This window comes from Corynebacterium sp. CNJ-954 (genome assembly GCF_001942345.1).
Taxonomy (GTDB): domain Bacteria; phylum Actinomycetota; class Actinomycetes; order Mycobacteriales; family Mycobacteriaceae; genus Corynebacterium.
Genome location: NZ_MKKI01000004.1, coordinates 21455 through 42558, shown reverse-complemented (window position 1 = coordinate 42558; position 21104 = coordinate 21455). Strand labels below are relative to the sequence as shown.

18 protein-coding genes and 1 pseudogene are annotated in these 21104 nt (G+C 64.5%); 10 read left to right on the top strand and 9 right to left on the bottom strand.

The window, feature by feature from the left end:
- The first annotated feature begins 38 nt into the window (after positions 1-38).
- Together BJF89_RS02635 and BJF89_RS02630 are read left to right on the top strand one after the other, a co-directional pair.
- Complete coding sequence (locus BJF89_RS02635) at positions 39-2390, top strand: hypothetical protein (RefSeq protein WP_255372457.1); 2352 nt, start codon at positions 39-41, stop codon at positions 2388-2390.
- Positions 2391-2394: 4 nt separating this feature from the next.
- Entirely contained in the window at positions 2395-5823 is a 3429-nt protein-coding gene (locus tag BJF89_RS02630) for a murein biosynthesis integral membrane protein MurJ (RefSeq protein ID WP_075811982.1), read from the top strand.
- An 81-nt stretch (positions 5824-5904) separates the two neighbouring features.
- On the opposite strand, the gene BJF89_RS02625 is transcribed toward BJF89_RS02630, so the two are convergent.
- Positions 5905-6507: a hypothetical protein gene (locus tag BJF89_RS02625; RefSeq protein ID WP_075811980.1), complete on the bottom strand. Its 603-nt coding sequence runs from the start codon at positions 6505-6507 to the stop codon at positions 5905-5907.
- A gap of 144 nt (positions 6508-6651) precedes the next feature.
- Between BJF89_RS02625 and BJF89_RS02620 the strand changes: the two genes are divergently transcribed.
- The 4 genes and pseudogenes from BJF89_RS02620 to BJF89_RS02605 all read left to right on the top strand — a co-directional run bounded on the left by BJF89_RS02620 (position 6652) and on the right by BJF89_RS02605 (position 9904).
- Positions 6652-7260, top strand: coding sequence for an RNA polymerase sigma factor (locus tag BJF89_RS02620; RefSeq protein WP_075811978.1), 609 nt, complete (start codon positions 6652-6654; stop codon positions 7258-7260).
- Complete coding sequence (trxB, locus tag BJF89_RS02615) at positions 7257-8192, top strand: thioredoxin-disulfide reductase (protein WP_075811976.1); 936 nt, start codon at positions 7257-7259, stop codon at positions 8190-8192. Before BJF89_RS02620 ends, trxB begins: the two co-directional genes overlap by 4 nt.
- Positions 8193-8336: 144 nt before the next feature.
- Positions 8337-8666 (top strand): thioredoxin, encoded by a 330-nt coding sequence (gene trxA, locus BJF89_RS02610; RefSeq protein ID WP_075811974.1) that lies wholly within the window; start codon positions 8337-8339, stop codon positions 8664-8666.
- A 48-nt stretch (positions 8667-8714) separates the two neighbouring features.
- Positions 8715-9904, top strand: a pseudogene (locus BJF89_RS02605) (N-acetylmuramoyl-L-alanine amidase).
- Positions 9905-9920: 16 nt separating this feature from the next.
- Here the strand turns inward: BJF89_RS02605 and BJF89_RS02600 are convergent.
- The 8 genes from BJF89_RS02600 to rpmH form a co-directional block, all read right to left on the bottom strand.
- Positions 9921-10628: a hypothetical protein gene (locus BJF89_RS02600; protein WP_075811972.1), complete on the bottom strand. Its 708-nt coding sequence runs from the start codon at positions 10626-10628 to the stop codon at positions 9921-9923.
- Positions 10629-10740: 112 nt separating this feature from the next.
- Positions 10741-11784, bottom strand: a complete 1044-nt coding sequence (locus BJF89_RS02595) for a ParB/RepB/Spo0J family partition protein (RefSeq protein ID WP_075811970.1) — start codon at positions 11782-11784, stop codon at positions 10741-10743.
- Positions 11784-12725, bottom strand: coding sequence for a ParA family protein (locus tag BJF89_RS02590; protein WP_075811968.1), 942 nt, complete (start codon positions 12723-12725; stop codon positions 11784-11786). Before BJF89_RS02590 ends, BJF89_RS02595 begins: the two co-directional genes overlap by 1 nt.
- A gap of 161 nt (positions 12726-12886) precedes the next feature.
- A complete protein-coding gene (gene rsmG, locus BJF89_RS02585; protein WP_075811966.1) occupies positions 12887-13555 on the bottom strand; it encodes a 16S rRNA (guanine(527)-N(7))-methyltransferase RsmG in 669 nt (222 codons plus the stop codon).
- An 86-nt stretch (positions 13556-13641) separates the two neighbouring features.
- Entirely contained in the window at positions 13642-14616 is a 975-nt protein-coding gene (yidC, locus tag BJF89_RS02580; RefSeq protein ID WP_075811964.1) for a membrane protein insertase YidC, read from the bottom strand.
- 33 nt (positions 14617-14649) lie between these two features.
- Entirely contained in the window at positions 14650-14943 is a 294-nt protein-coding gene (yidD, locus tag BJF89_RS02575) for a membrane protein insertion efficiency factor YidD (protein ID WP_083650458.1), read from the bottom strand.
- The gene (gene rnpA, locus BJF89_RS02570; RefSeq protein ID WP_075811960.1) at positions 14909-15259 is read right to left on the bottom strand and encodes a ribonuclease P protein component; all 351 of its coding nucleotides are present in this window, start codon (positions 15257-15259) and stop codon (positions 14909-14911) included. The genes yidD and rnpA overlap by 35 nt, the downstream gene beginning before the upstream one ends.
- Before the next feature lie 23 nt (positions 15260-15282).
- The gene (rpmH, locus tag BJF89_RS02565) at positions 15283-15426 is read right to left on the bottom strand and encodes a 50S ribosomal protein L34 (protein WP_075811958.1); all 144 of its coding nucleotides are present in this window, start codon (positions 15424-15426) and stop codon (positions 15283-15285) included.
- A gap of 677 nt (positions 15427-16103) precedes the next feature.
- Here rpmH and dnaA point away from each other — a divergent pair.
- The 4 genes from dnaA to BJF89_RS02540 all read left to right on the top strand — a co-directional run bounded on the left by dnaA (position 16104) and on the right by BJF89_RS02540 (position 21101).
- Positions 16104-17597 carry a chromosomal replication initiator protein DnaA gene (gene dnaA, locus BJF89_RS02555; protein WP_075811954.1) on the top strand — a complete coding sequence of 498 codons (1494 nt, stop codon included), beginning with the start codon at positions 16104-16106 and terminating at the stop codon, positions 17595-17597.
- Positions 17598-18234: 637 nt separating this feature from the next.
- Positions 18235-19404: a DNA polymerase III subunit beta gene (gene dnaN, locus BJF89_RS02550; protein WP_075811952.1), complete on the top strand. Its 1170-nt coding sequence runs from the start codon at positions 18235-18237 to the stop codon at positions 19402-19404.
- A gap of 4 nt (positions 19405-19408) precedes the next feature.
- On the top strand, positions 19409-20566 hold the full coding sequence (gene recF / locus BJF89_RS02545; protein WP_075811950.1) for a DNA replication/repair protein RecF: 1158 nt from the start codon (positions 19409-19411) through the stop codon (positions 20564-20566).
- Between the two features lie 64 nt (positions 20567-20630).
- Positions 20631-21101 carry a DciA family protein gene (locus BJF89_RS02540; RefSeq protein WP_075812119.1) on the top strand — a complete coding sequence of 157 codons (471 nt, stop codon included), beginning with the start codon at positions 20631-20633 and terminating at the stop codon, positions 21099-21101.
- The last annotated feature ends 3 nt before the right edge of the window (positions 21102-21104 follow it).

Here is a 21104-nt window from a genome sequence, read left to right as displayed (position 1 = left end):
TGTCGGGGTCGTCAGGGTCGTCACACACGGTCCGGCCGTTGGCCTGCCTCGCCGTGGTTGCGGTGGGTGTGGCGCTGACCCCGGTCGTGCCGGTCGCGTCGGCGCAGGACGCTCCCGCAGGGGGGACGCTCTGGTCGAATCCCGAGGCACGGTCCGCGGACCCCGAGAGTGGTGTGTCGCTGGAGATCCTGGGGCAGCAACCGGCCACGGTCACCGACAGCGGTGCGCTGGACCTGCGGATCCGTGTGACGAACTCATCGGATCAGGAACTGTCGGGTCTGCAGCTGCGTACCCAGCACCAGAATGCGGTGGACGCACCGGACGGTGTGGCGACGTCCCTGATGTCGAATCAGGGGGAGTACCCGTGGGTGGGTCCCTTCCAGCAGCTCGACGGCACCCTGGACCCCGGTGAGGAACGGCAGTTCCGGCTGACCGTGCCCGTCGACGGGCGTGCGGGCAGTCTCAGTGGTCTGGGACTGGACGGGCCCGGCGTCTACCCGCTGCTGCTCAACCTCAACGCCGACCTGGGAGGATCAGGAACGTCCTTCGTCGCTGCGACGCGCACGACGGTGACCGTCACGGAGACCGACGACAGCGACGCCCCAGACGACACCGCCGACACCGCCGACACAGACCGTCCCGCGGGGATCACCATGCTCTGGCCGTTGTCGTCGAGTGCCACAGCCGGTGCTGGTCAGGTCGGCGACGCCCCCGAGCCCAATGACCTCTACCTGCCGGACGAGTCACTGGCCGAGGAGCTGCGGCCGGAAGGTCGACTCAGCACCTTGTTGTCGACGTACCGCTCAGCGGCCGCCGGCTCCGATGACCTGCAGGAGGCGACGTGCATCGCCATCGACCCTGACCTGCTCGAAACGGTCTCCCGGATGAGTGAGGGTTACCGGGTCGGCGAGGCCCCCAGCCCGGTCGAGGAGCCGGTGCGGCTCCGCGACCGGTGGACCAGCAACCGCACCGGTGACGACTCCGTCGAGGGCACTGGTGCCGCCGACGCGGCGTCCTGGCTGGAAGAACTGCGCACCATCGTCGACGGTCAGTGCACCGTGCCACTCCCGTTCGGCGGAGCCGACGTCGACGCCGTCACCGGCATTGACGATCCCCGGGTCACCGAACTGTCGGAACGCGGGACGGAGACCATCTCGGACATTCTCGACACCGACTCCGCCGAAGGCGTGGTCGTGCCGGGATCGGGATACGTCTCCGATGCCTCGGTACAGCGTTTCAGCACCGCCGGCAGAGAGACACCGACCACGGTGCTCGTCGCCCAGGACTCGGTGGTCACGAACGACGGTGACGAGGCCGGAATCGTCACCCTGCCCGGCGGGACGCGTGCCCTCCGGTTCCCCGCCGCGCTGGGTTCCGCGCTTGCGGCCACCGGGGAAACCCCCACCACGGCCGCCTACAGTGCGCCGGCGTCGCGACGCGACCTCGGCGACGACAGTGGTGCCGAGCGGATGGCGGCCGCGGTCGGCGTCCTCGACCTGGAACTCCGTGGCGCCGGCTCCTCCGACAGCGCGCCGGCCGGCAACGTCATCGCCACTCCGCCGGCGGAATGGACGGTGAACGAGGATGATGCGGCCACCTGGCTCGAGGCGGTGACGGGCCGGCTGGAGGACGGATCCGCCCGCGCCGTCTCCTTCGGAGCCGCCCTGCGCGGTGTGGCGTCCGACGGCACGGTGCAGGAACCGGAGGCCGACCCCGCACCGGTGGGTGGCGATGAGATCACCGAGGGGAGAGGGCTCGCCGAGGACCTGCACAACTTCACCCGGATCATGGTCGACAACGACAACGTCGCTCTCACCCCCGAGATCTTCACGCGCCCCATGGTCGACGATCTCCTCCGGTCGTTGACGGACAACCGTCGTCGCGTCGCCGACGAGGACGCCGTCGCCCGGGACCGGGCCACGGAACGCCGGGGGAGCGTCCGGGCCCTGATTCATGAGCTGCGCGAGTCGGTGTCCCTGCTCCCGCCGGGCAGCGTCTTCACCCGGACAAGCGACTCCTCGCCCCTGATCGTGGTGGCGCGCAACGGCCTGCCCCTGCCGGTGCGGGTGAACGTCGACTATGAATCCGAGGACGGGGTCACGCTCAACACGCCCGGGATGCAACTTATTCCCGCGCAGGGGAGCGTCACCCTGCAGATGACGACGTCCTTCCCGTCGAACATCCGCGAGACCGACCTGACCATGTACCTCGAAACGCCCGATGACATGCGGATATCCGATCCTGTGACGATCCGTATGGCCTCTGGCCCCGGCAGCGGCGCGCTCGTCGTGGGCATCGGTGTGGCCGTCGTCTTCGGCCTGTTCGCGGTGATCCGGGTGACGAAAAGGCGCCGGCAGTTAGCGAACCAGCGGGGGCGTGCACGAAGATAGAGCGGTGACTGATTCTCGAGAAGACCCCGGCGACGCCGCACATCCCGGCGAACGGGGGCGGTTCCGCGCCGCCACCCCGCCGGCGAAAGCTGCGCCATCCCGCTCCTCCGGATCGACCGACCGCGACACCAGTGAGGCCACTGGCGGCACCGACCCCGGTGCCGACCACTCGAAGCTGAACATGTCCCCCGCCGAGCGGGCGGCGACAGACCCGCGGCTGACCAAGGCCACCGCGACAGCATCGAAGGCCGGTGGTTCGTCCGGCACGAGCATCACCGAGGCTGCAGACGGTAACGAAGGATCCGGCGCCACGACGGCCTCGGACACCGACGTGGTCCGCGCGACGGGATCGATGGCGGTAGCCACCCTGCTGAGCCGGATCACCGGATTCCTGCGGACCGCTTTGATCGGTTGGGCCCTCGGTGCCGGGGTCGCCAGTGCGTTCAACACCGCGAACACACTGCCGAACCTCATCACCGAACTGGTGCTGGGCGCCGTGCTCACCAGTCTCGTCGTCCCGTTGCTCGTCCGGGCGGAGAAGGAGGACTCGGACCGCGGCGCAGCGTTCATCAGACGCCTGTTGACCTTGACGTTCACACTGATGATGACCGTCACGGTGATCGCGGTGCTTGCCGCACCGCTATTGACCCGGGTGTCACTGGACTCCGACGGCCAGGTCAACATCGGCATGTCGACGGCGTTTGCCTACCTGGTGCTGCCGCAGATCGTGTTCTACGCACTGTTCGCGGTGATGATGGCGGTACTGAACACCAAGGGCATCTTCAAGCCCGGTGCCTGGGCACCGGTGGTCAACAACGTGGTCACCCTGGCTGTCCTGAGTCTCTACATCCTGCTGCCCAATGAGTCGAAGCTCGGCAAGGATGACGTCGTGACGATCACCGACCCGCACATCATGCTGCTGGGTCTGGGTACCACGCTGGGTGTCGTCGTGCAGGCGGCAATCATGGTCCCCTACCTTCGCAAGGCCGGGGTGGATATCCGACCGTTGTGGGGCCTGGACGACCGGCTGAAGCAGTTCGGCGGCATGGCCCTGGCAATCGTGGTCTACGTGCTGATCTCCCAGATCGGCTGGGTCCTCAACAACCGTATCGCCTCCAGCTCCGGTGCAGGCCCGACGATCTACATGCAGGCCTGGCAGCTGCTGCAGGTGCCTTACGGCGTGATCGGTGTGACCCTGCTGACCGCGGTGATGCCGCGGCTGTCGCGCAATGCCGCCGACGGCGACGACAAGGCCGTCGTCAAGGACCTGACCATGGCGACGAAGCTGACGATGTTGGCCCTGGTGCCCGTCATCGCCTTCTTCACTGCCTTCGGCACGCTGATCGCCCCCGCGCTGTTCGCCTACCAGGAATTCTCGCTCGACGACGCGAACGTCCTGGGCTGGACGATCAGCTTCTCCGCCTTCACGCTGGTCCCCTACGCGATCGTGCTGCTGCACCTGCGCGTGTTCTACGCCCGCGAGGAAGTGTGGACGCCGACGTTCATCATCGGCGGCATCACGGTCACCAAAGTGTCCCTGGCGTACCTGGCCCCGCACATCGCCAGTGAGCCGCGCCTGGTGGTCGTCCTGCTGGGTGCGGCGAACGGCATGGGTTTCGTGGCCGGTGCGATCATCGGCCACCGACTGCTGAAACGCTCGCTGGGGCATCTGGGGATGCGCAGCGTGCTCAAGACCTCCCTGTGGGCCCTCGGGGCCTCTGTGGTCTCGGCCCTGATCGTCTGGCGCCTGGACGCACTCGTGGACCGTTTCCTCATTCCGGACGGCTTCATGTTCGGGTTCCTCGTGCGCCTGCTGGTCTCCGGGGTGGTGTTCCTGGCGATCGTCATGCTGATCCTCTCGCGGTCGAAGCTGCCGGAGGTCATGACCGTCGGTGCGACGCTGGCGCGTCTGCCCGTGGTCGGGCGGTTCTTCGCCGGTGCCGTCCCCGAGGACGAGGACGGTCGTCCTGCGGCACGTATCACCGAGATGCCGATCGCCGGGATGGCCGGTCTCACCGGACAGGACGTGGTGGGCCCGGCGATGCCGCCGCTGTCGGCAGGCCGGGTCCGCGGCCCGCGTCTGGTCCCCGGTGCCCCGATCCTGCAGGGCCGGTTCCGGCTGCTGTCGGACCACGGTGGCTCACCGGCGGCCCGGCTGTGGCAGGCCCGTGACAACGAGACCGGGGACCTGGTCGCCCTGACCATTCTCGACCCGCAGGTCGCCGGTGTCGGCTCCCGTGAGCTGCTGGACCGCAGCGCCACGCTGGCGAAGGTCTCGTCCCCGGGTGTGGCCCGGGTGCGGGAGATCTGCGATGCCCGCACACTGGTCGTGGTCGTCGCCGACTGGACCGACGGTGCGCCGCTGACCCGGGTGGCGGAGTCCGGACCCGACCCACTGGCCGCCGGTTACGCGATGGCCGATCTGGCGGATGCCGCCGGCGACGTCGCCGAGCTAGGCGGGTCACTGGGCATCGACCACCGCAACCGGTTGCGGATCAGCTCGGAGGGCCGTGCCGTGCTGGCATTCCCGGGTGTGTTGCCGGGCGGTTCGTCCCGCCAGGACGTGCATGCGATCGCCGTGTCACTGGACATGCTGCTGAGCTCGGTGCCGTCGCACCTGATCCCGGCCGAGCTCCAGCAGATCCTCGACGACGCCCGGCAGGTCGACGGTGTCGACGCCCGGGAGTTGGCTACGCGGTTGCGTGCGGCCACGACCTCCGAGTCGCCGGACGCGGACCTCGTCACCAGTGCCGACGTCGCGCCGAACCCGGAACAACGTGCCGGCTTCGGTGCGGCGCCGGAGAAGCCGGGACGTACCGCGCTGTCCGTGACCCTGACGATCGCCGGACTGTTCCTCATCGTCGCGCTGATCGTCGTCGTGGTGGCCTACTTCGGCGGTGACCGCAGGGATTCGCCGGTGACCACGGACTCGATCCGTGGCGGCCAGTCCACCTCGGCCCAGGCGGCCGCGGAACCGGAGATCATGGGTGTGTCGGAGGCCAGTGAATGGGCCCCGGCCGAGAGCGGCACCGGGACCCTCGACAACCCGGAGGAGGCTCCGTTGGTCATCGACGGTGACCCCGCGACGACCTGGAGTTCGGCGCAGTACGTCGACCAGCTGGGGGACGGGCCGTCCTCGCTGAAACCGGGGATCGGCCTGCTGCTGTCGCTGGACGAGACCGCGTCGGTGACCTCTGTCGACCTGGAGGGTGTGCCGGAGGGAACGCGTATCGAGCTGCGTTCCGGTTCCGGTGACGTCACCTCGGTGGACCAGACGGAGCTCCTGGACGCGGAGGCCGCGTCCGGTGGGACGTTGACCCTGACCGGCGAGGACGCGCCGGCCGGTGACCGCGTACTGCTGTGGATCACTGAGCTGCCGATGCCGGAGGCCGCCTCGGTGGGGGAGGTCACCGTGCACGGCGTGCGGGAGTGACCCCCGGATCACCGACATCAACCGAAGTATAGTGCCGTATCCAGTTTGCTGGATACGGCACTATACTGTGCGATATTTCGTCTACGGTACCGCCAGCCGCCGTATCGTCCGGAGCATCCGCGCCGACATCACAGCGGACGCCACCACCAGCAACGGTGCGACCAGCACGTGGTGGGCGCGCGCGAACCGGTAGCGTTCGCGGACGTGCAGGCGCGTCCCGTCCGCGGTCGGGACCAGGACGAATGCCCAGGTGAACAGCTCCGGAATGGCGTCCGGGTCTCCTCCCACCAGGACGAGCGCCTCGTTCTGCGTCACCTCATGGACGGTCAACGGCAGCTCAGGGGCCAGACGGACAATGTCCCCGACGGCCCTCGTCGACCACTCGGGACGCAGGTGCCGGACGCCGTGGACGTCGCTGCCGACGAGGTTCTCCAGAAACTCATAGGAGTAGAAGCCGCCACGGTCCTGGCCCAGCTGCATCAACCACGGCCAGACGTCCTGCGGCGGAGCAGGGACCGTGACCGCGCGGTTCGCACACAGGTGCGCGCGGGCCAGACCGTCGCCCGGAAGAGACCGGCGACGTTCCTCCCTCGTACTTCCCCACGTCGCCGACCTGAGCACGCCAGCCGCCGCCGTGGACGTCGCTGCCGCCGTTGCCGCCACCATCCACCACAGAGCCCGCATAGCTCCGATCCTAGGTCGTCCGTGCAGCGGTGGTGAAGTTGTCCACAGCCCCTCCGCAGGTGCGTTCCATTCGCTAAGGTTGTGCACAAGGCTTTCTTCCGCGGGGACGGAGGGGAGCAGGGGACACTTCCATTGGGGGAATTCATGACCGCACCATCTGTCACACCGTCGGACGCCGAACTGCTGCGCCGGCACCTCGCCGGCTGCACCACATCCTTCACCGACCTGATGGGCCGGCATTCCGGCCTTCTGGGATGGGCGCTGCACCAGGCAGGAGTACCTGTCGAGGACCGCCAGGACGTCCTGCAGGACGGACTGCTCAAGATCCACAGGACGGCAGGCACGTTCCGTGGTGCGGACTCGGCTGCGTCCTGGCTGCACACCATCATGCGGAACACGGCGTTGACACACCTGCGCGACAGCAGACGCCGGAACGACGAACTGGCCCGGACGGTGGACCTGGGGGAGAGGCTGCGCTACCTACCGGACAGCCGCACCGTGGATGCCGGACGAATGGTGCACCGCATTCTGCTCCACGAGGCAGTCAACCAACTTCACCCTGGCCTGCGCGACGTGATCGTGCTCACCGACGTGCAGGACTGGTCGCTGCGTGACACTGCGAACCACCTGGGCATTCCCACCGGGACGGTGAAGTCCCGTCGGGCACGGGCTCATCGTCACCTACGTGCGTGCCTTGCAGAGGCCGGGGTCGCACCTGCGGTGTCCGGTGCGTCGCTAGAATCGTCGGCATGAGTGATTCCACCCCGTCTGTGCATGACGTCGTCATCATCGGTTCCGGCCCCGCCGGCTACACCGCCGCCATCTACGCCGCCCGCGCGGAGCTCAAGCCCCTGGTCTTCGAGGGCATGGACTTCGGTGGCCTGCTGATGCAGACCACCGAGGTCGAGAACTTCCCTGGCTTCCCGCAGTCCATCATGGGGCCGGCGCTCATGGACGATATGCGCAACCAGGCCGAACGCTTCGGCGCCGACCTCCGCATGGAGGACGTCGTACGGGTCGAGTTGGACGGTGAGCTGAAGAAGGTCTTCACCGACGAGGAGGAGTTCCACGCCCGCACCGTCATCCTCGCCACAGGCGCGGAACCACGGTATCTCGGTGTCCCGGGTGAGGAAGCCCTGCTGGGCCACGGTGTCTCCGCGTGCGCGACCTGCGACGGCTTCTTCTTCAAGGAGAAGCAGATCGCCGTGATCGGTGGTGGTGACTCCGCCATGGAGGAGGCCGACTTCCTGACGAAGTTCGGGGACCGGGTGACGATCATCCACCGTCGTGACGAGTTCCGTGCCTCCGCCATCATGGAGGAGCGGGCACGCAACAACCCCAAGATCGACATGATCATGAACTCCCGGGTGGTCGAGGTGCTCGGCGACGGCAGTGTCCAGGCACTCAGGCTCGAGGACACGGTCACCGGCGAGACTCGCGAGGTCCCGATGGACGCGATGTTCGTCGCCATCGGCCATGACCCCCGCACCGCCGTGTTCGAGGGACAGGTCGACCTTCAGGACAACGGTTACGTCAAGGTGGACGAACCGTCGACGAAGACCTCTGTCCCGGGAGTGTTCGCTGCCGGTGACCTGGTCGATTCCCACTATCAGCAGGCAATCACCGCCGCCGGGTCCGGATGCCGCGCCGCGCTGGACGCTGAAGGTTATCTGGCCGCTCTCTGAGGACCGGTGTCTCCCGGGCTTATCCGGATCGTGACCCTACCGTGACCGCTCCGTGACTGTTCAGCGCATGTTTCCGTGCTCCTACTCCCGCGGGTATTGTGGTGTGGACACTCTTGCTCCCATCACCCTCAGGAGATTTCACCTATGTCCGACCCCGTGACCGTCACCCAGGACACGTTCCGCAGCACCGTCATCGAGTCGGACATCCCCGTCCTGGTGGACTTCTGGGCCGGGTGGTGTCAGCCCTGCCTCCAGATGGAACCGGCCCTCGAGAACATCGCCGCGGCATACGACGGTTCAGTGACCGTGGCCAAGGTCAACGTGGAAGAGGAGCGAGGACTCGCTTCGATGTTCCAGGTCATGTCCATCCCGGCACTCTTCATCTTCCACGGCGGAAAGAAGGTCGTGGAACTTCACGGACGTCAGTCCGAAGCCGACCTGTCCGCCAGTCTCGATTCCCTCATCTCGGCGTGATCTCTTCCCCTGACCATCAACGACCTGTGACGGAAACGAGAGGATAACGTGCACCGTAACTCACTCAAGCTGGGCGACCGGAGCCCGCGCGTCGCCGAAGTTCGCAGCACCCTCGCCCGGCTCGGATTCATTGACGGCTTCACCGGCGACACCTCGGGTGACGCCGGCCAGCGGTGGACCCCCGAGGATGAGCTCTTCGACGCCGACCTGGACATCGCCCTGCGCGCTTTCCAGCAGGGGCGTGGCATCATCGCCGACGGGCACATCACCGACGGCACGTTACGGGCCCTCCGTGAAGCCTCCTACACCCTCGGAGCCCGGGTCCTGTCCCTGCAGCCACCGGGACACTTCTTCGTCGGCGACGACGTCGCCGAACTCCAGGCACAGTTGCACGACCTCGGTTTCTACACGGACCGGGTTGACGGACAGTTCGGCCCGCAGACCCACGACGCCGTCCGGAAGTACCAGCTCAACTACGGCCTCACCAACGACGGCACCTGCGGCCCGGTGACACTCCGTGCACTGAGCTACCTGGGGCGGAGAATCACCGGCGGATCACCTCAGGCGATCCGGGAGAAGGAACAGATCCGCGCGGCAGGGCCGCAGCTCACGGGTAAGCGGATCGTCATCGATCCAGGCCTGGGTGGGGACGTCGTCGGGCGGACCGTGACCGGTCGTTACGGAACCATCACCGAGGAGGAGATCCTGTGGGATCTCGCGACGCGGACCGAGGGTCGTATGATCGCAGCGGGTATGGAGACGATTCTTTCGCGGCCCCGTAGTGACAATCCTTCCAGCCTGGACCGCGCTGCCCTGGCCAATGCTTTTGGCGCGGATCTGATGATCTCGCTCCGGGCGGATGTCTATCCGAATGAGCGGGCCAACGGTGCGGCCTCGTTCTATTTCGGTTCGGAGATCGGATCCTCGTCCTGACGGGGGAGAAGCTCTCCGGCTTCATCCAGCGTGAGGTGACCACGAGGACGTCATTGACGAATTGCCGCAGTCACCGTCGCACCTGGGACCTGCTCCGGATGACGAAGATGCCGGCCGTTCAGTTCGTCGCCGGCTACCTGACGAATGACGACGATGTCGCGGTCCTGACAGACCCGGATGTCCGGGACACCATCGCCGAGGCGCTGGTTGTCGCAGTGAAACGTCTCTATCTGCTTGACGCTGACACGGCGCCGACAGGCACGTACCGGTTCGCTGACGTACTCGAAGCCGAGAAGCTGGCCTGAATCACACCCGTGTGGTTTAGGCCCGCTGCCCGCCGAGCACAGTGCTGAGCGGGACCCGGTTGTTCAGCATCTCGTGGGCGTCGGACTCATAGTTGCTGAACAGCGACGAACCCTCCGCCAACTTCTTACGGTACCTCGGAAACCGAGGGTGTTTCCCCACGACAGTGAACCCCTGCTGCTCGAGGATGTCCGCGGACAAAATCGGGGCCGACTCGAGATCAGAGCCAGGATGGTCAGGGCGTTCTTCCCAGCCGTGATAGCCCTCCGGGATGTATCCGAGGGGCGTTCCATCCGCGTCATTACGGCCGTAGACCTCCACGGCTGCGACCCCACGACGTTCGGCCTCAGTGAGAATGGTGTCTATCAGGCTGTGCTCCAGGTAGAGGCCCATATAGGGCTGCTCCACGAAGACGGTCGAGATCTGGATGGCATCTCCGGAGACGGGCCCGGAGGGCATGCCCTCTGACCCGGGGAAGTAGGTCGGGGGAGCGAAGAAAGCGGTGGCTGCCGGCCGTTCTCCACTGCCTTCATCTCCGGTCCCGACGAAAGCGGTGTAACCGCAGGTTCCCCACCGGTAGAGGACGGAGTGGATCCACATCTGTTTGTCGAACGCCGGATCAGCGCTGCTGACCGCGGGCGCAAGTTCCCAGAAAACATCGTTCCCCGCGGTAGGCGCCACCACATCACCACTGTCGTGTTGCAGTGCGCTGTACCTGATCTCCACCGATTGTCCTCCTTCGTCGGAGATCGAGTTTACCCGGCCCGCGGAGACGTCGCCGGAGGTACCGTGAATCCGACGCACAGCTCACAGTTTCACGTGAAACCGTGGCTGATCACTATTCCCTCGGAAGCTTGAGTAGATCGGTGATCCGCTCAAAGTCGTCCTCGTCACCGAACTCGACGACAATTTTCCCCTTTTTCGCTCCCATCTGCACGGTGACCCGGGTATCGAGCGCATCAGCTGCAGATGTCGCCCACTGCGTGACAGACTCCGGTTGCTCACGCGGCGCGCGTGACTTCCGCGGAGCCTGCTCGTCACCACGGTTGATCAACACAACAGCTTCCTCAGTTGCCCGCACACTGAGGCCTTCGGCGATGATGCGTTCAGCCAGCTGATCCTGGGCTTCAGGACCGGCCTTCACCCCCAGCAGAGCCCGAGCATGACCGGCGCTCAGGACACCTGCGGCGACCTTTCGCTGCGCACCTACCGGAAGCTGGAGGAGCCTGATCATATTCGTGATCAATGGCCGTGACCGGCCAAGACGTCGTGCGAGCTCTGCCTGGGTAACGTCGAACTCTTCCAGAAGTTGCTGGTATGCGCTGGCTTCCTCCAGAGGATTGAGCTGCACACGGTGAATGTTCTCCAGCAGGGCGTCCCGGAGCATGTCCTGGTCGTCGGTTTCCCGGACGATAGCGGGGATTGTCTCTAGCCCAGCGAGCTTTGAGGCACGCAGGCGACGCTCACCCATGATCAACTCATAGGTCGAATCCCCGGAAGGACGGACGACGACGGGCTGGAGGAGACCGAACTCCCTGATTGAATGAACCAGCTCATTGAGCGGTTCTTCCTCAAAGGTCTCCCGCGGATTCTTCCGGTTGCGGCGAATTGACCCGAGCGGAAGCTCCCGATAGGTTGCTCCGATGTTCTCTTCCGACACACCGGTATTTTCTGCGGCACCTGTCCGGCTAGTGCGCCCTTCCGAAGTAACGTCACTGTGACGCTGACCGGCAGGACCAAGAATGACGTCTGCGGCACCAGCACCCAGCCTCGGCTTCGACGGACTGGTCGGAATGAGGGCTGCGAGCCCCCGACCGAGACCGCCTCGCTGAGTCTCCGTCTGAGGAAGCTGGGGGAGGGTCGGCTTGTTTTTCTCTGACATCAGTTGCTGCTTCCTGTCCTCAGTTCAGGTGCCACACCGATCGGGGCAGTTTCGGGGATTGGGAGGTAGTCGCCGCGTTCCGCGAACTCGACGGCGGCGTCAAAATAGGCAAGGGCACCCCGGGAACCGGCATCGTACTGGAGCACGGTCTTGCCGTACCCTGGCGCCTCTGAGACCTTGACGCTGCGAGGTATCTGGTTCTCAAGGACCGCACTACCGAAATGATTCCGCACCTCGCTGGCCACCTGCTCCGAAAGCTTCGTCCTCGCATCGTACATGGTGAGCAGAACAGAGGACACGTGCAGTTCCGGATTCAGATGCTCGCGAATCATCGAAATATTGTTGAGGAGCTGGCCGACGCCCTCCAGCGCGTAGTACTCGCACTGGATCGGAATCAGGACCTCAGTCGCCGTGTTCATCGCGTTGATGGTCAGGAGCCCGAGCGATGGTGGGCAGTCAATGAAGACATAGTCATAACCCTCGCGCTCCAGGTAAGCCGGACTGAGCGCATCGCACAGTCGGTACTCGCGCCGGACCATGGACACGAGTTCGATCTCGGCACCGGCAAGGTCAATCGTCGCAGGAATGCAGAACAGGTTCTCATTCTCGGGATTAACCTGGATGACCTCGGCAGGGGACTTTTCGCCGATAAGCAACTCATAACTCGACGGGGTCCCGATCCGGTGCTCTGCCCCGCATGCGGTGGATGAGTTCCCCTGGGGATCGAGATCGACCACAAGCACCTTCAAGCCGTGGAGCGCCAATGCCCACGCCAGGTTCACCGCCGATGTCGTCTTCCCGACGCCGCCCTTCTGGTTGGCGATCGTGATCCTCCGTGTGCGCGGTGGGCGGGCGAGGGTAAGACGCTCCGGATTCTGGATACGGGCAGCACGCCGCGCAGCGTCGGCGATAGGGGTGTCATCCCACTCGGGAGGAATCATGAACGTCCTTTGCGTGACTGAGTGTGTGGTGCAGCATGACCGTGTTTCACGTGAAACGCGGGGTGTACCGAGTGCCCTTCATCGATAGCCTAGTCCCCGTGTGCGTGCCGAACAACGAGAGTTTCACGTGAAACGGTCATCCAGAATTACATCGTTGTCATTCAGCGTAGGCGCTCAACGTCCACCACGAAAGTAGGCTGTGCCAGGATGCCCGCACCGACCTCCAGCACCGCTCCAGACGAACCACCCGCCCGGCTGAGCTCCCGTGCGTCCCGGGCCAGCTCTTCTCCCGCCGACGAACCTTTCAACGCCTTCACGTGCCCTCCCACGCGTGCGAGGGGAAGGGACCACCCCATGAGCCGACCGACCGGAGCAACCGCACGCGACGTGACCACATCTGCACCACCGACCGCCTTGGTGATGTCTTTCTCCTCGGCCCGTCCGCGAAAGACCTCGACATTCTCAAGAGACAGGTCGGCAACAACCTCATTCAAGAACGTCACACGGCGCAACAGAGGCTCGACAAGCTGGACCCGCAGATCGGGCCGGGCGATCGCCAGGGGGATGCCGGGGAGACCTGCACCAGAACCAATGTCCACGACGCGGGCGTTCTCCTCAATGACCTCGCCGAGAACGGCACTGTTCAGGATGTGCCGCTCCCACAGGCGGTCAACCTCGCGGGGGCCGATAAGGCCGCGGACGACACCCGCGTCGCGTAACCACGCCGCATAGCGCGACACAAGGGTCGTACGGTCCCCGAAGACCGCCTCAGCCTCTGGGGGAGGGGAGGGGACGTCCTGGGGCGGGAGATGCTCTTCTGACTGGCTCACGCTCCCAGTGTAGCGAGGAGCCGGACGCGAAAATACAGAAGACCCCGCTCCCTCTGGAGGGGGCGGGGTCTGTGCGGTGAGCAGGGTTACTTGCCGTCACCCTTCTTCGGTTTTTTGGGCTTGGCGCCCGGCTTCGGTGCGGTGGAGCGCTTGGCCTCGATCTTGGCTGCCTTCTCCTCCTCTTCCTCGCGGTCCATCTTCCGGAAGACCAGGTGCTGCTGGACGTACATCCATGAGGTGTTCGCGCACATGTACACGGCCAGACCGACCTGCCAGAGGAAACCACCCGCGAACATCATCACCGGCATGACCCAGAGCATGAGCTTCTGCATCATCATCATCTGGTTCTGCATCATGTCTTCCTGCGCCGTGGCGTTCTTCTTCTTCGGCTGCGCAGCCTGACGCTTCTTCTGACGGTCCATCGACATGCGTGCGTTGAAGTGCATGAGCACCGACGCGATGAGCATCAGCGGCAGAACGATGATGACGATGTTCCACTGCTGGAAGTCAACGGAGCCGTCAGCAGCGAAAGCCCGGTAGGAGTCCTTGTCCATCGTGATGAACGCCGACAACGGGGTACCGAACAAGCGCGCGTCCAGGAAGGACTGCACCTCGTCCACACCGAAGAAGTAGTTCGGAGTGTTCCGCGTCTCCTCAATCGACATCCCCAGCTGCCCGGTGCCGGTTCCCGTGCGGTTGAACGACCGCAGCACGTGGAACAGTCCCAGGAAGATCGGAATCTGGATCAACATCGGGAGGCAGCTGGCCAGCGGATTGACACCCATCTCCTTCTGGAGCTTGCGCATCTCCATGGCCTGGGTCTGCTGATCCTTGGCGTACTTCTTCCGGATCTCCTGCATCCGGGGCTGCATCTCCTGCATCTTCCTGCTGGAGCGCAGCTGCTTGATCGTGGGGCGGACGAGGAGGCCTCGGATGGTAACGACGAGGAAGATGATCGCCAGAGCCCAGGAGAGACCGGAATCAGGTCCCAGCACAAAGCCGAAGACTTTGTGCCAGAACCACAACACCGCCGAGATGGGGTAGTAGATGAAGTCAAACACTGCTGGAGCAATCTCCTTGTTGTTGGTGGACGGTCATCTGCGCGTCCGACGCCGGACCGGAGGAACCGGATCCCAGCCGCCGGGATGCCAGGGACCGCATTTGGCGAGGCGAGCAACGCTGAGGAGAAAACCTCTCACCACGCCATGACGAGAAAAGGCTATCAGGGAGTACGCGCTGCACGACGGCTCAAAACGGCAGGACGGTCCTAGTTTAAGGGGTGAAAGATGGTTCTGGTAACCAAGAACCACACGCCGCAGGACCCGCGCCCTCCCGCGGGACACGTCCCACGGGTCAGGCGGTGAGCCGACGGAGTGCTCGTCGCACATCAGATTCCAGCTCTGCTGAGGTCGCTGCTGCTGACGCGGGCAGCGCCCGGATCACCAGACTGTGCCACGGTTGAAGGGGAAATTCCTGGAGAAGAGCAGCGGTGACGTGGCGGAGTCTCCGCGACACGGCATGCCGCACGACGGCGTTCCCCACCGCCTTGGACACCACCAACCCCATCCGAGGCCCCCCGGAGACGACGGTGTCCGTCCTTTCATGCACATACACCACCACCGTGCGAGCCCCCTTCTTACGACCTCTGCGGACTGTCTCACTGAACAGTGAGGAAGACCGGAGCCGGTGTTCCGGGGCAAGCACGGTGGTGGTGTGGGCGGGACGCGTTACGCGGTAACGCTGTCGCGGCCCTTACGGCGACGGGCCGACACGATGGCGCGTCCGGCGCGGGTGCTCATACGTGCGCGGAAGCCGTGCTTACGCGAACGACGACGGTTGTTGGGCTGGAAAGTACGCTTGCCCTTGGCCACGGTACTCACTCCTTATGTTGTTCAACGCCGCGGCCGACCAGTACCGGGCCGCCCTACAGCGGACCGGTACCGGCCCATCCACCGCGACTGCGGTCAGGTGGGTCGGAAGACCGGACAGGATCAACAGATCCCGGGCCATCCATCCGTTCTATGACGGGGGTGAGAGTCAGAGACCGCAGAAGAGCGGTTCAGTGACACTCGAAGACGATGACGAGCCTACGTGGTCACACCCGCAAATCAAAATCCCGGCCTATGACAGGTGTGTCATTCACCGCGCGGTCCACTGCAGGTCACCCTCGGAAACAGTCGACTACGCACAGATGACGCGTCGGCGCAAGACACACATGGTTATCCACAACTGAACTGCCTGGTCACCAGAAAAAGACCCAGTTCACGGCAGCCCCCTGTGGACAACTCTATCCACCCCCGAACCCTCAACTTCAGATTTACCCATCATCTGTACAGGTCAGGACATTATTCGCCACGATGTTGGGGTTGTCCACAGACCTGCAGTACCCTGTTGACAACTAGCACGATGAAGTTATCCACAGGTGTGGACAGCGCTGTGGATACGCAGGCCAACGATGATGAGACGTTGTGCACATGAACGTCAGATTCCTGCGAATGAACTTCATGCGTCCTGCTGTCCCTGACCCACCCGCCGAAAGGTACCCGTTATGCCCGATGCTGTGGACTTCAAGGAAGTCTGGGCTTCACTCCTCGACAGGTGGATCAACGCCGATGAAGACTCAGCGGAGTTCCCCCGCCTGAGCTCCCGTTCGAGGAGCCTGCTGCGGCAACTCACGCCGGTGATCGTCGTCGACCGCATTGCTGTCCTGAAAGCCCCCTCGAAATGGGCGAGGACTGAAACCGAGAACAACCTCTCCGGGTTGATCTGCGACGTACTGGAGGAAGAGCTGGGCTACTCGGTGGCACTCTCACTCAGCGTCGATGAGTCGGCTTCCGAGGTGGAGACACCGCCAGCGCCGCAGCCGGAACCGGTTCCCGAGATCACTCCGGACCGCCAACGCCAGCACTGGGAAGATCTCACCGGTGCCGCCTACCAGCACCGTCCGACGACGCCGACCAGGAACGAGCCCGCCACCGAGCCGAAGAGGAGCCAGGGCGAGGACACGGAGAACCGTCTCAATCCGCAGTACACCTTCGACACCTTCGTCACCGGCTCGTCCAACCAGTTCGCCAACGCCGCGTGCCGCGCCGTCGCGGAGAAGCCCGCCTACGCCTACAACCCCCTGTTCATCTGGGGGGAGTCCGGCCTCGGGAAGACGCATCTGCTCCATGCGATCGGCCACTACGCCCGAGAGCTCAGACAGGGGATGAAGGTCCGGTACATCTCCAGTGAGGAGATGACCAACGAGTTCGTCAATGCTCTCCGGGACGGACGGGGTGAGCAGTTCAAGCGCCACTACCGGAATCTCGACATGCTGATCGTCGACGACATCCAGTTCCTGCAGGGCAAGGAAAGTACCCAGGAGGAGTTCTTCCACACCTTCAACGCGCTGCAGCAGAACCACCGGCAGATCGTCCTGTCATCCGACCGCCCCCCGAAACAGCTGACGACGCTGGAAGACCGCCTACGTACCCGCTTCGAGGGTGGCCTGATCACCGACGTACAGACGCCCGACCTGGAGACCCGCATGGCGATCCTCTCCAAGAAGGCGCAGATGGAGGGGACGTATCTGCCGGATGATGTCCTCGAACTCATTGCGGGGCGCTACGAAACCTCGATCCGGGAGCTCGAAGGGGCGATGATCCGGGTCACCGCCTACTGCTCGCTGAGCAAGGAACCGGTCACCCGGCAGGCAGCGGAGATCGCGCTCCGCGACATCATGCCTGACCCCAAGGACGTGGAGATCACACCCCAGATCATCATCGACGTGATCACCGGCTACTTCGATGTCACTGTCGAGGAGATGGTGGGGAAGGGGAAGGTCCGCAGACTGGTGACGGCACGTCAGTTCGCTATGTACCTCTGCCGCGAACTCACCGAGCTTTCCCTGCCCCAGATCGGCAAGGTCTTCGGAGGACGCGACCACACCACAGCGATGTACGCGGAGCGCAAGATCCGGAAGTCGATCCAGGAAGACCGCAAGACCTTCCAGCAGATCCAGGAACTGACACAGCGCATCAAGTCCCGCGCGCGCCAGTAGTGCACAACTCTTCGGCCCTCCGACCTCGCGGATCACGGAGTTGTGCACAGTTTCCACAACCTTGTCCACAACCGTGTAATTACAGACTTGTCATTCAGTGATCTTCGCCACATTTCTGACCCGCTGCACGGCATTTCGGGCACCACCACCAGCGGGTTCAGTCAACTGCAGTGCACCTGTGGATGAATTACACGTTTGTCATTCCGCAGGTCGCAGGACCAAGGCTCGGAACACTCTACAGGGAAACCCCAGGTCACTCCTGTGGATAACCCGCCTCCGGGAGGGGACCGACGGTGCAGCGACTGGGGATAACTCACAGGGTCCGGAAGTTATCCACAATCGCCCACAGTTATCCACAGATTCATCCACCGGGTGTGAACAACTTACAAGAACGTGATCCAGGCGCGCCACCAGCAGAGCGAGACCTCCGCCGCCATTCATCCACAGTCTGCACACCCCCTACTGCTTCTACCGGATCTATCCATGGAGAATTCAAAGAAGAAATAACCGGTGTGCACAACTCGTGCGGCCCACACGGGCAGACGGGTTCCGTCGAAGACGGAGCCGGTACCGTGACGAACCCGTGTCAGCTAGGGTTACGAGCAGAATCACGAACATCATCGAAAGGACCTCAGGCGTGGACCAGCAGTCCGTCAGTTTCACCGTGTCCAAGGACGATTTTTCCTCGGCACTGGCCTGGGTCGCCCGTACGTTGCCGAGCAAGGCATCCCAACCGATTCTCCGGGGTGTCCTCATTGAAGCAACGGACGACGGACTTCAACTGTCGGGCTTTGACCGGGAGGTCTCCACCAAGGTCCGCGTGTCCGCGGACGTCTCGGAGCCGGGCAAGGTTCTCGTCGCCGGGCGTCTCGCCTCCAACATCATCGGTGCTCTCCCGGACAAGCCGGTCCGGATCGACTACGACGGCACCAAAGTCCTCGTCAACTGCGGGAGCTCCCACTTCGAACTCCCTGCGATGACCATTGACGACTACCCCGTTCTCCCGGCTTTCCCTCAGGTCGCTGGTTCACTGGATCCCCATCTCTTCACTGAGGTGATCGGCCAGGTCGCGATCGCCTCAAGTCGGGACGACACCCTCCCCATGCTGACCGGTATCCGTATGGAGATCGACGGTGAGCACCTCGTTCTGGCGGCCACCGACCGTTTCCGGTTCGCGGTACGCACCCTGGACTGGGTTCCTGCCCGTGCTGACATCTCTGCGGAACTCCTCATCCCGGCACGGACACTCGCTGAGACCGCACGTTCGTTGGACTCCACCGGTGAGCCGGTGGAGATCGCGCTCGACCAGGAAGGTGGTCGTCTTCTCGGAATCTCCACGTCCGACCGCCGTACCACCACACGCCTGATCGACTCGGATTTCCCGAAGTTCCGTTCCCTGTTCCCCAAGACCCACACCTCGCTGGCCAGCGTTGAGATCACTCCGCTCCTCGATGCGATCCGTCGTGTATCCCTCGTGACCGACGGGAACTCACCGGTGAAGATGGACTTCGAGGAGGGGACCCTCACGTTGTCCGCCGGCGGCAGTGACCTCGGCGTCGCGAAGGAACAGCTGCCCTGTGCCTTCGCCGGCGAGCCGCTGGTCATCGCTTTCCACCCCGGCTACCTCAAGGACGGGCTCGGCTCGGTGCACACCGACCGGGTGGTCTTCGGATTCAACCAGGCGTCGCGTTCTGCAGTCCTCGTCCCGGAGCCCGAGGAGCTGCCGGAAGCGTCCGCGGACGGTACATTCCCCACTCCGGAGAGTTCCTTCACCTACCTGCTGATGCCTGTGCGCCTGCCAGGCTGACCGGATGTACATTCGCTCGCTCCATCTCGGTGATTTCCGGTCCTGGCGTCAACTCGACCTCGACCTCGGGCCCGGGGTCACCGTGTTCACCGGGCCGAACGGGAACGGGAAGACGAATATCGTCGAGGCCGTGGGCTACCTCGCCCATCAGGGTTCCCACCGGGTCAGTTCCGACTCGGCGCTTGTTCGGGAAGGATGTGAGTCGGCGCGGTTGTCCGCGACGGCGGTGAATCACGGACGTGAACTGACCGCCCATCTCGTCCTCAACGCCAGGGGTGCCAATCAGGCGGCGGTGAACCGCACACAGGTGAAGAACCAACGCGGCATCGCAGGCATCGTCCGTACCACTCTGTTCGCACCCGAGGATCTTGCACTGGTCCGCGGCGAACCGGAACAACGACGTGCTTTTCTGGACCAGACCATGATCGCACGGTACCCACGGCTTGCCGGGGTGCGGTCCGACTACGACAAAGCGCTGAAACAGCGCAATGCTCTGTTGCGTCAGGGAGTGGACGACGACGCACTGGCCACCCTGGATGTCTGGGACGCCCGCCTTGCCCAACTCGGTGGCCAGATCATGTCGGCACGGGCTCAGCTCGTCCACGATCTCGAACCTCATGTCCGTGAGACCTACGCCCGTCTGGCTCCGGGCTCCCGTCCTGCACTGATCAGCTACTCCACCACCATCGATCTCGGCGAACCGGGCGACCCGCAACTCCTGGATCCCGACGTCGCAGAGGCCGTGCTTCTCGAGGGATTCGCCCGCCGACGGGACGCGGAGATCGACAGGGGCACGACCCTGACCGGCCCGCACCGCGACGACCTGCAGCTCGTACTCGGGACTCAACCAGCAAAAGGCTTCGCCAGCCACGGGGAATCATGGTCATTCGCCCTCACACTGCGGTTGGCCGCACACCGCATGCACCGGGCCGACGGGACGGAGCCCGTCGTCATCCTCGACGACGTGTTCGCCGAGCTCGACCGCGCCCGTCGACGGGCACTCGTCGAACTCGCGGGGGAGGCGGAGCAGGTGCTGATCACCGCCGCCGTCGGTGACGACATCCCCGAGGACCTCCGTTCGGTGGCGGCGGTGCACACCGTCTCCGTCCGCGACACCAACGGCGGACGGGTCTCGGAGCTCGACGGTGACTCCCGTGAATGACCCGGTGAATGGCCCCCAGGGAGGCGAGGCGGACGGTCCGGAGCGGGATCCCGTCGCCGAACGCATGGAGATGCTCCGCGCCGCCGCGGGGAAGCCGGGCCGACCCGTCCGGAAGAAGGGGCGCCGACCCCGGAAAATGAAGACCCGGTACGACGGACGGCCGGACCGCAGCTACCGTGATCCCGGTCAGTTCAGTGACCTCGTGCAACGTGAGATCAAGCGGAACGGCTGGGGTCGTAACTTCGCCGCCGGGTCGCTGCGCAGTGCCTGGCCGGAGATCGTCGGGGAGAACATCGGACGGCATACCCGCGTGGTGATGTACAACGAGAAGAAGCGACAGCTGCATGTGGAGAGTGATTCCACGGCCTGGGCCACGAATCTCCGGCTGATGCAGAGCACCATTCTCTCGACGATCGCGAAACGCATCGGCCCGGACGTCGTCGCGGAACTGAAGATCTACGGACCCAAGGCACCGAGTTGGCGGCACGGGCCTCTGCACGTGAAGGGACGCGGCCCCCGTGACACCTACGGCTGAGGC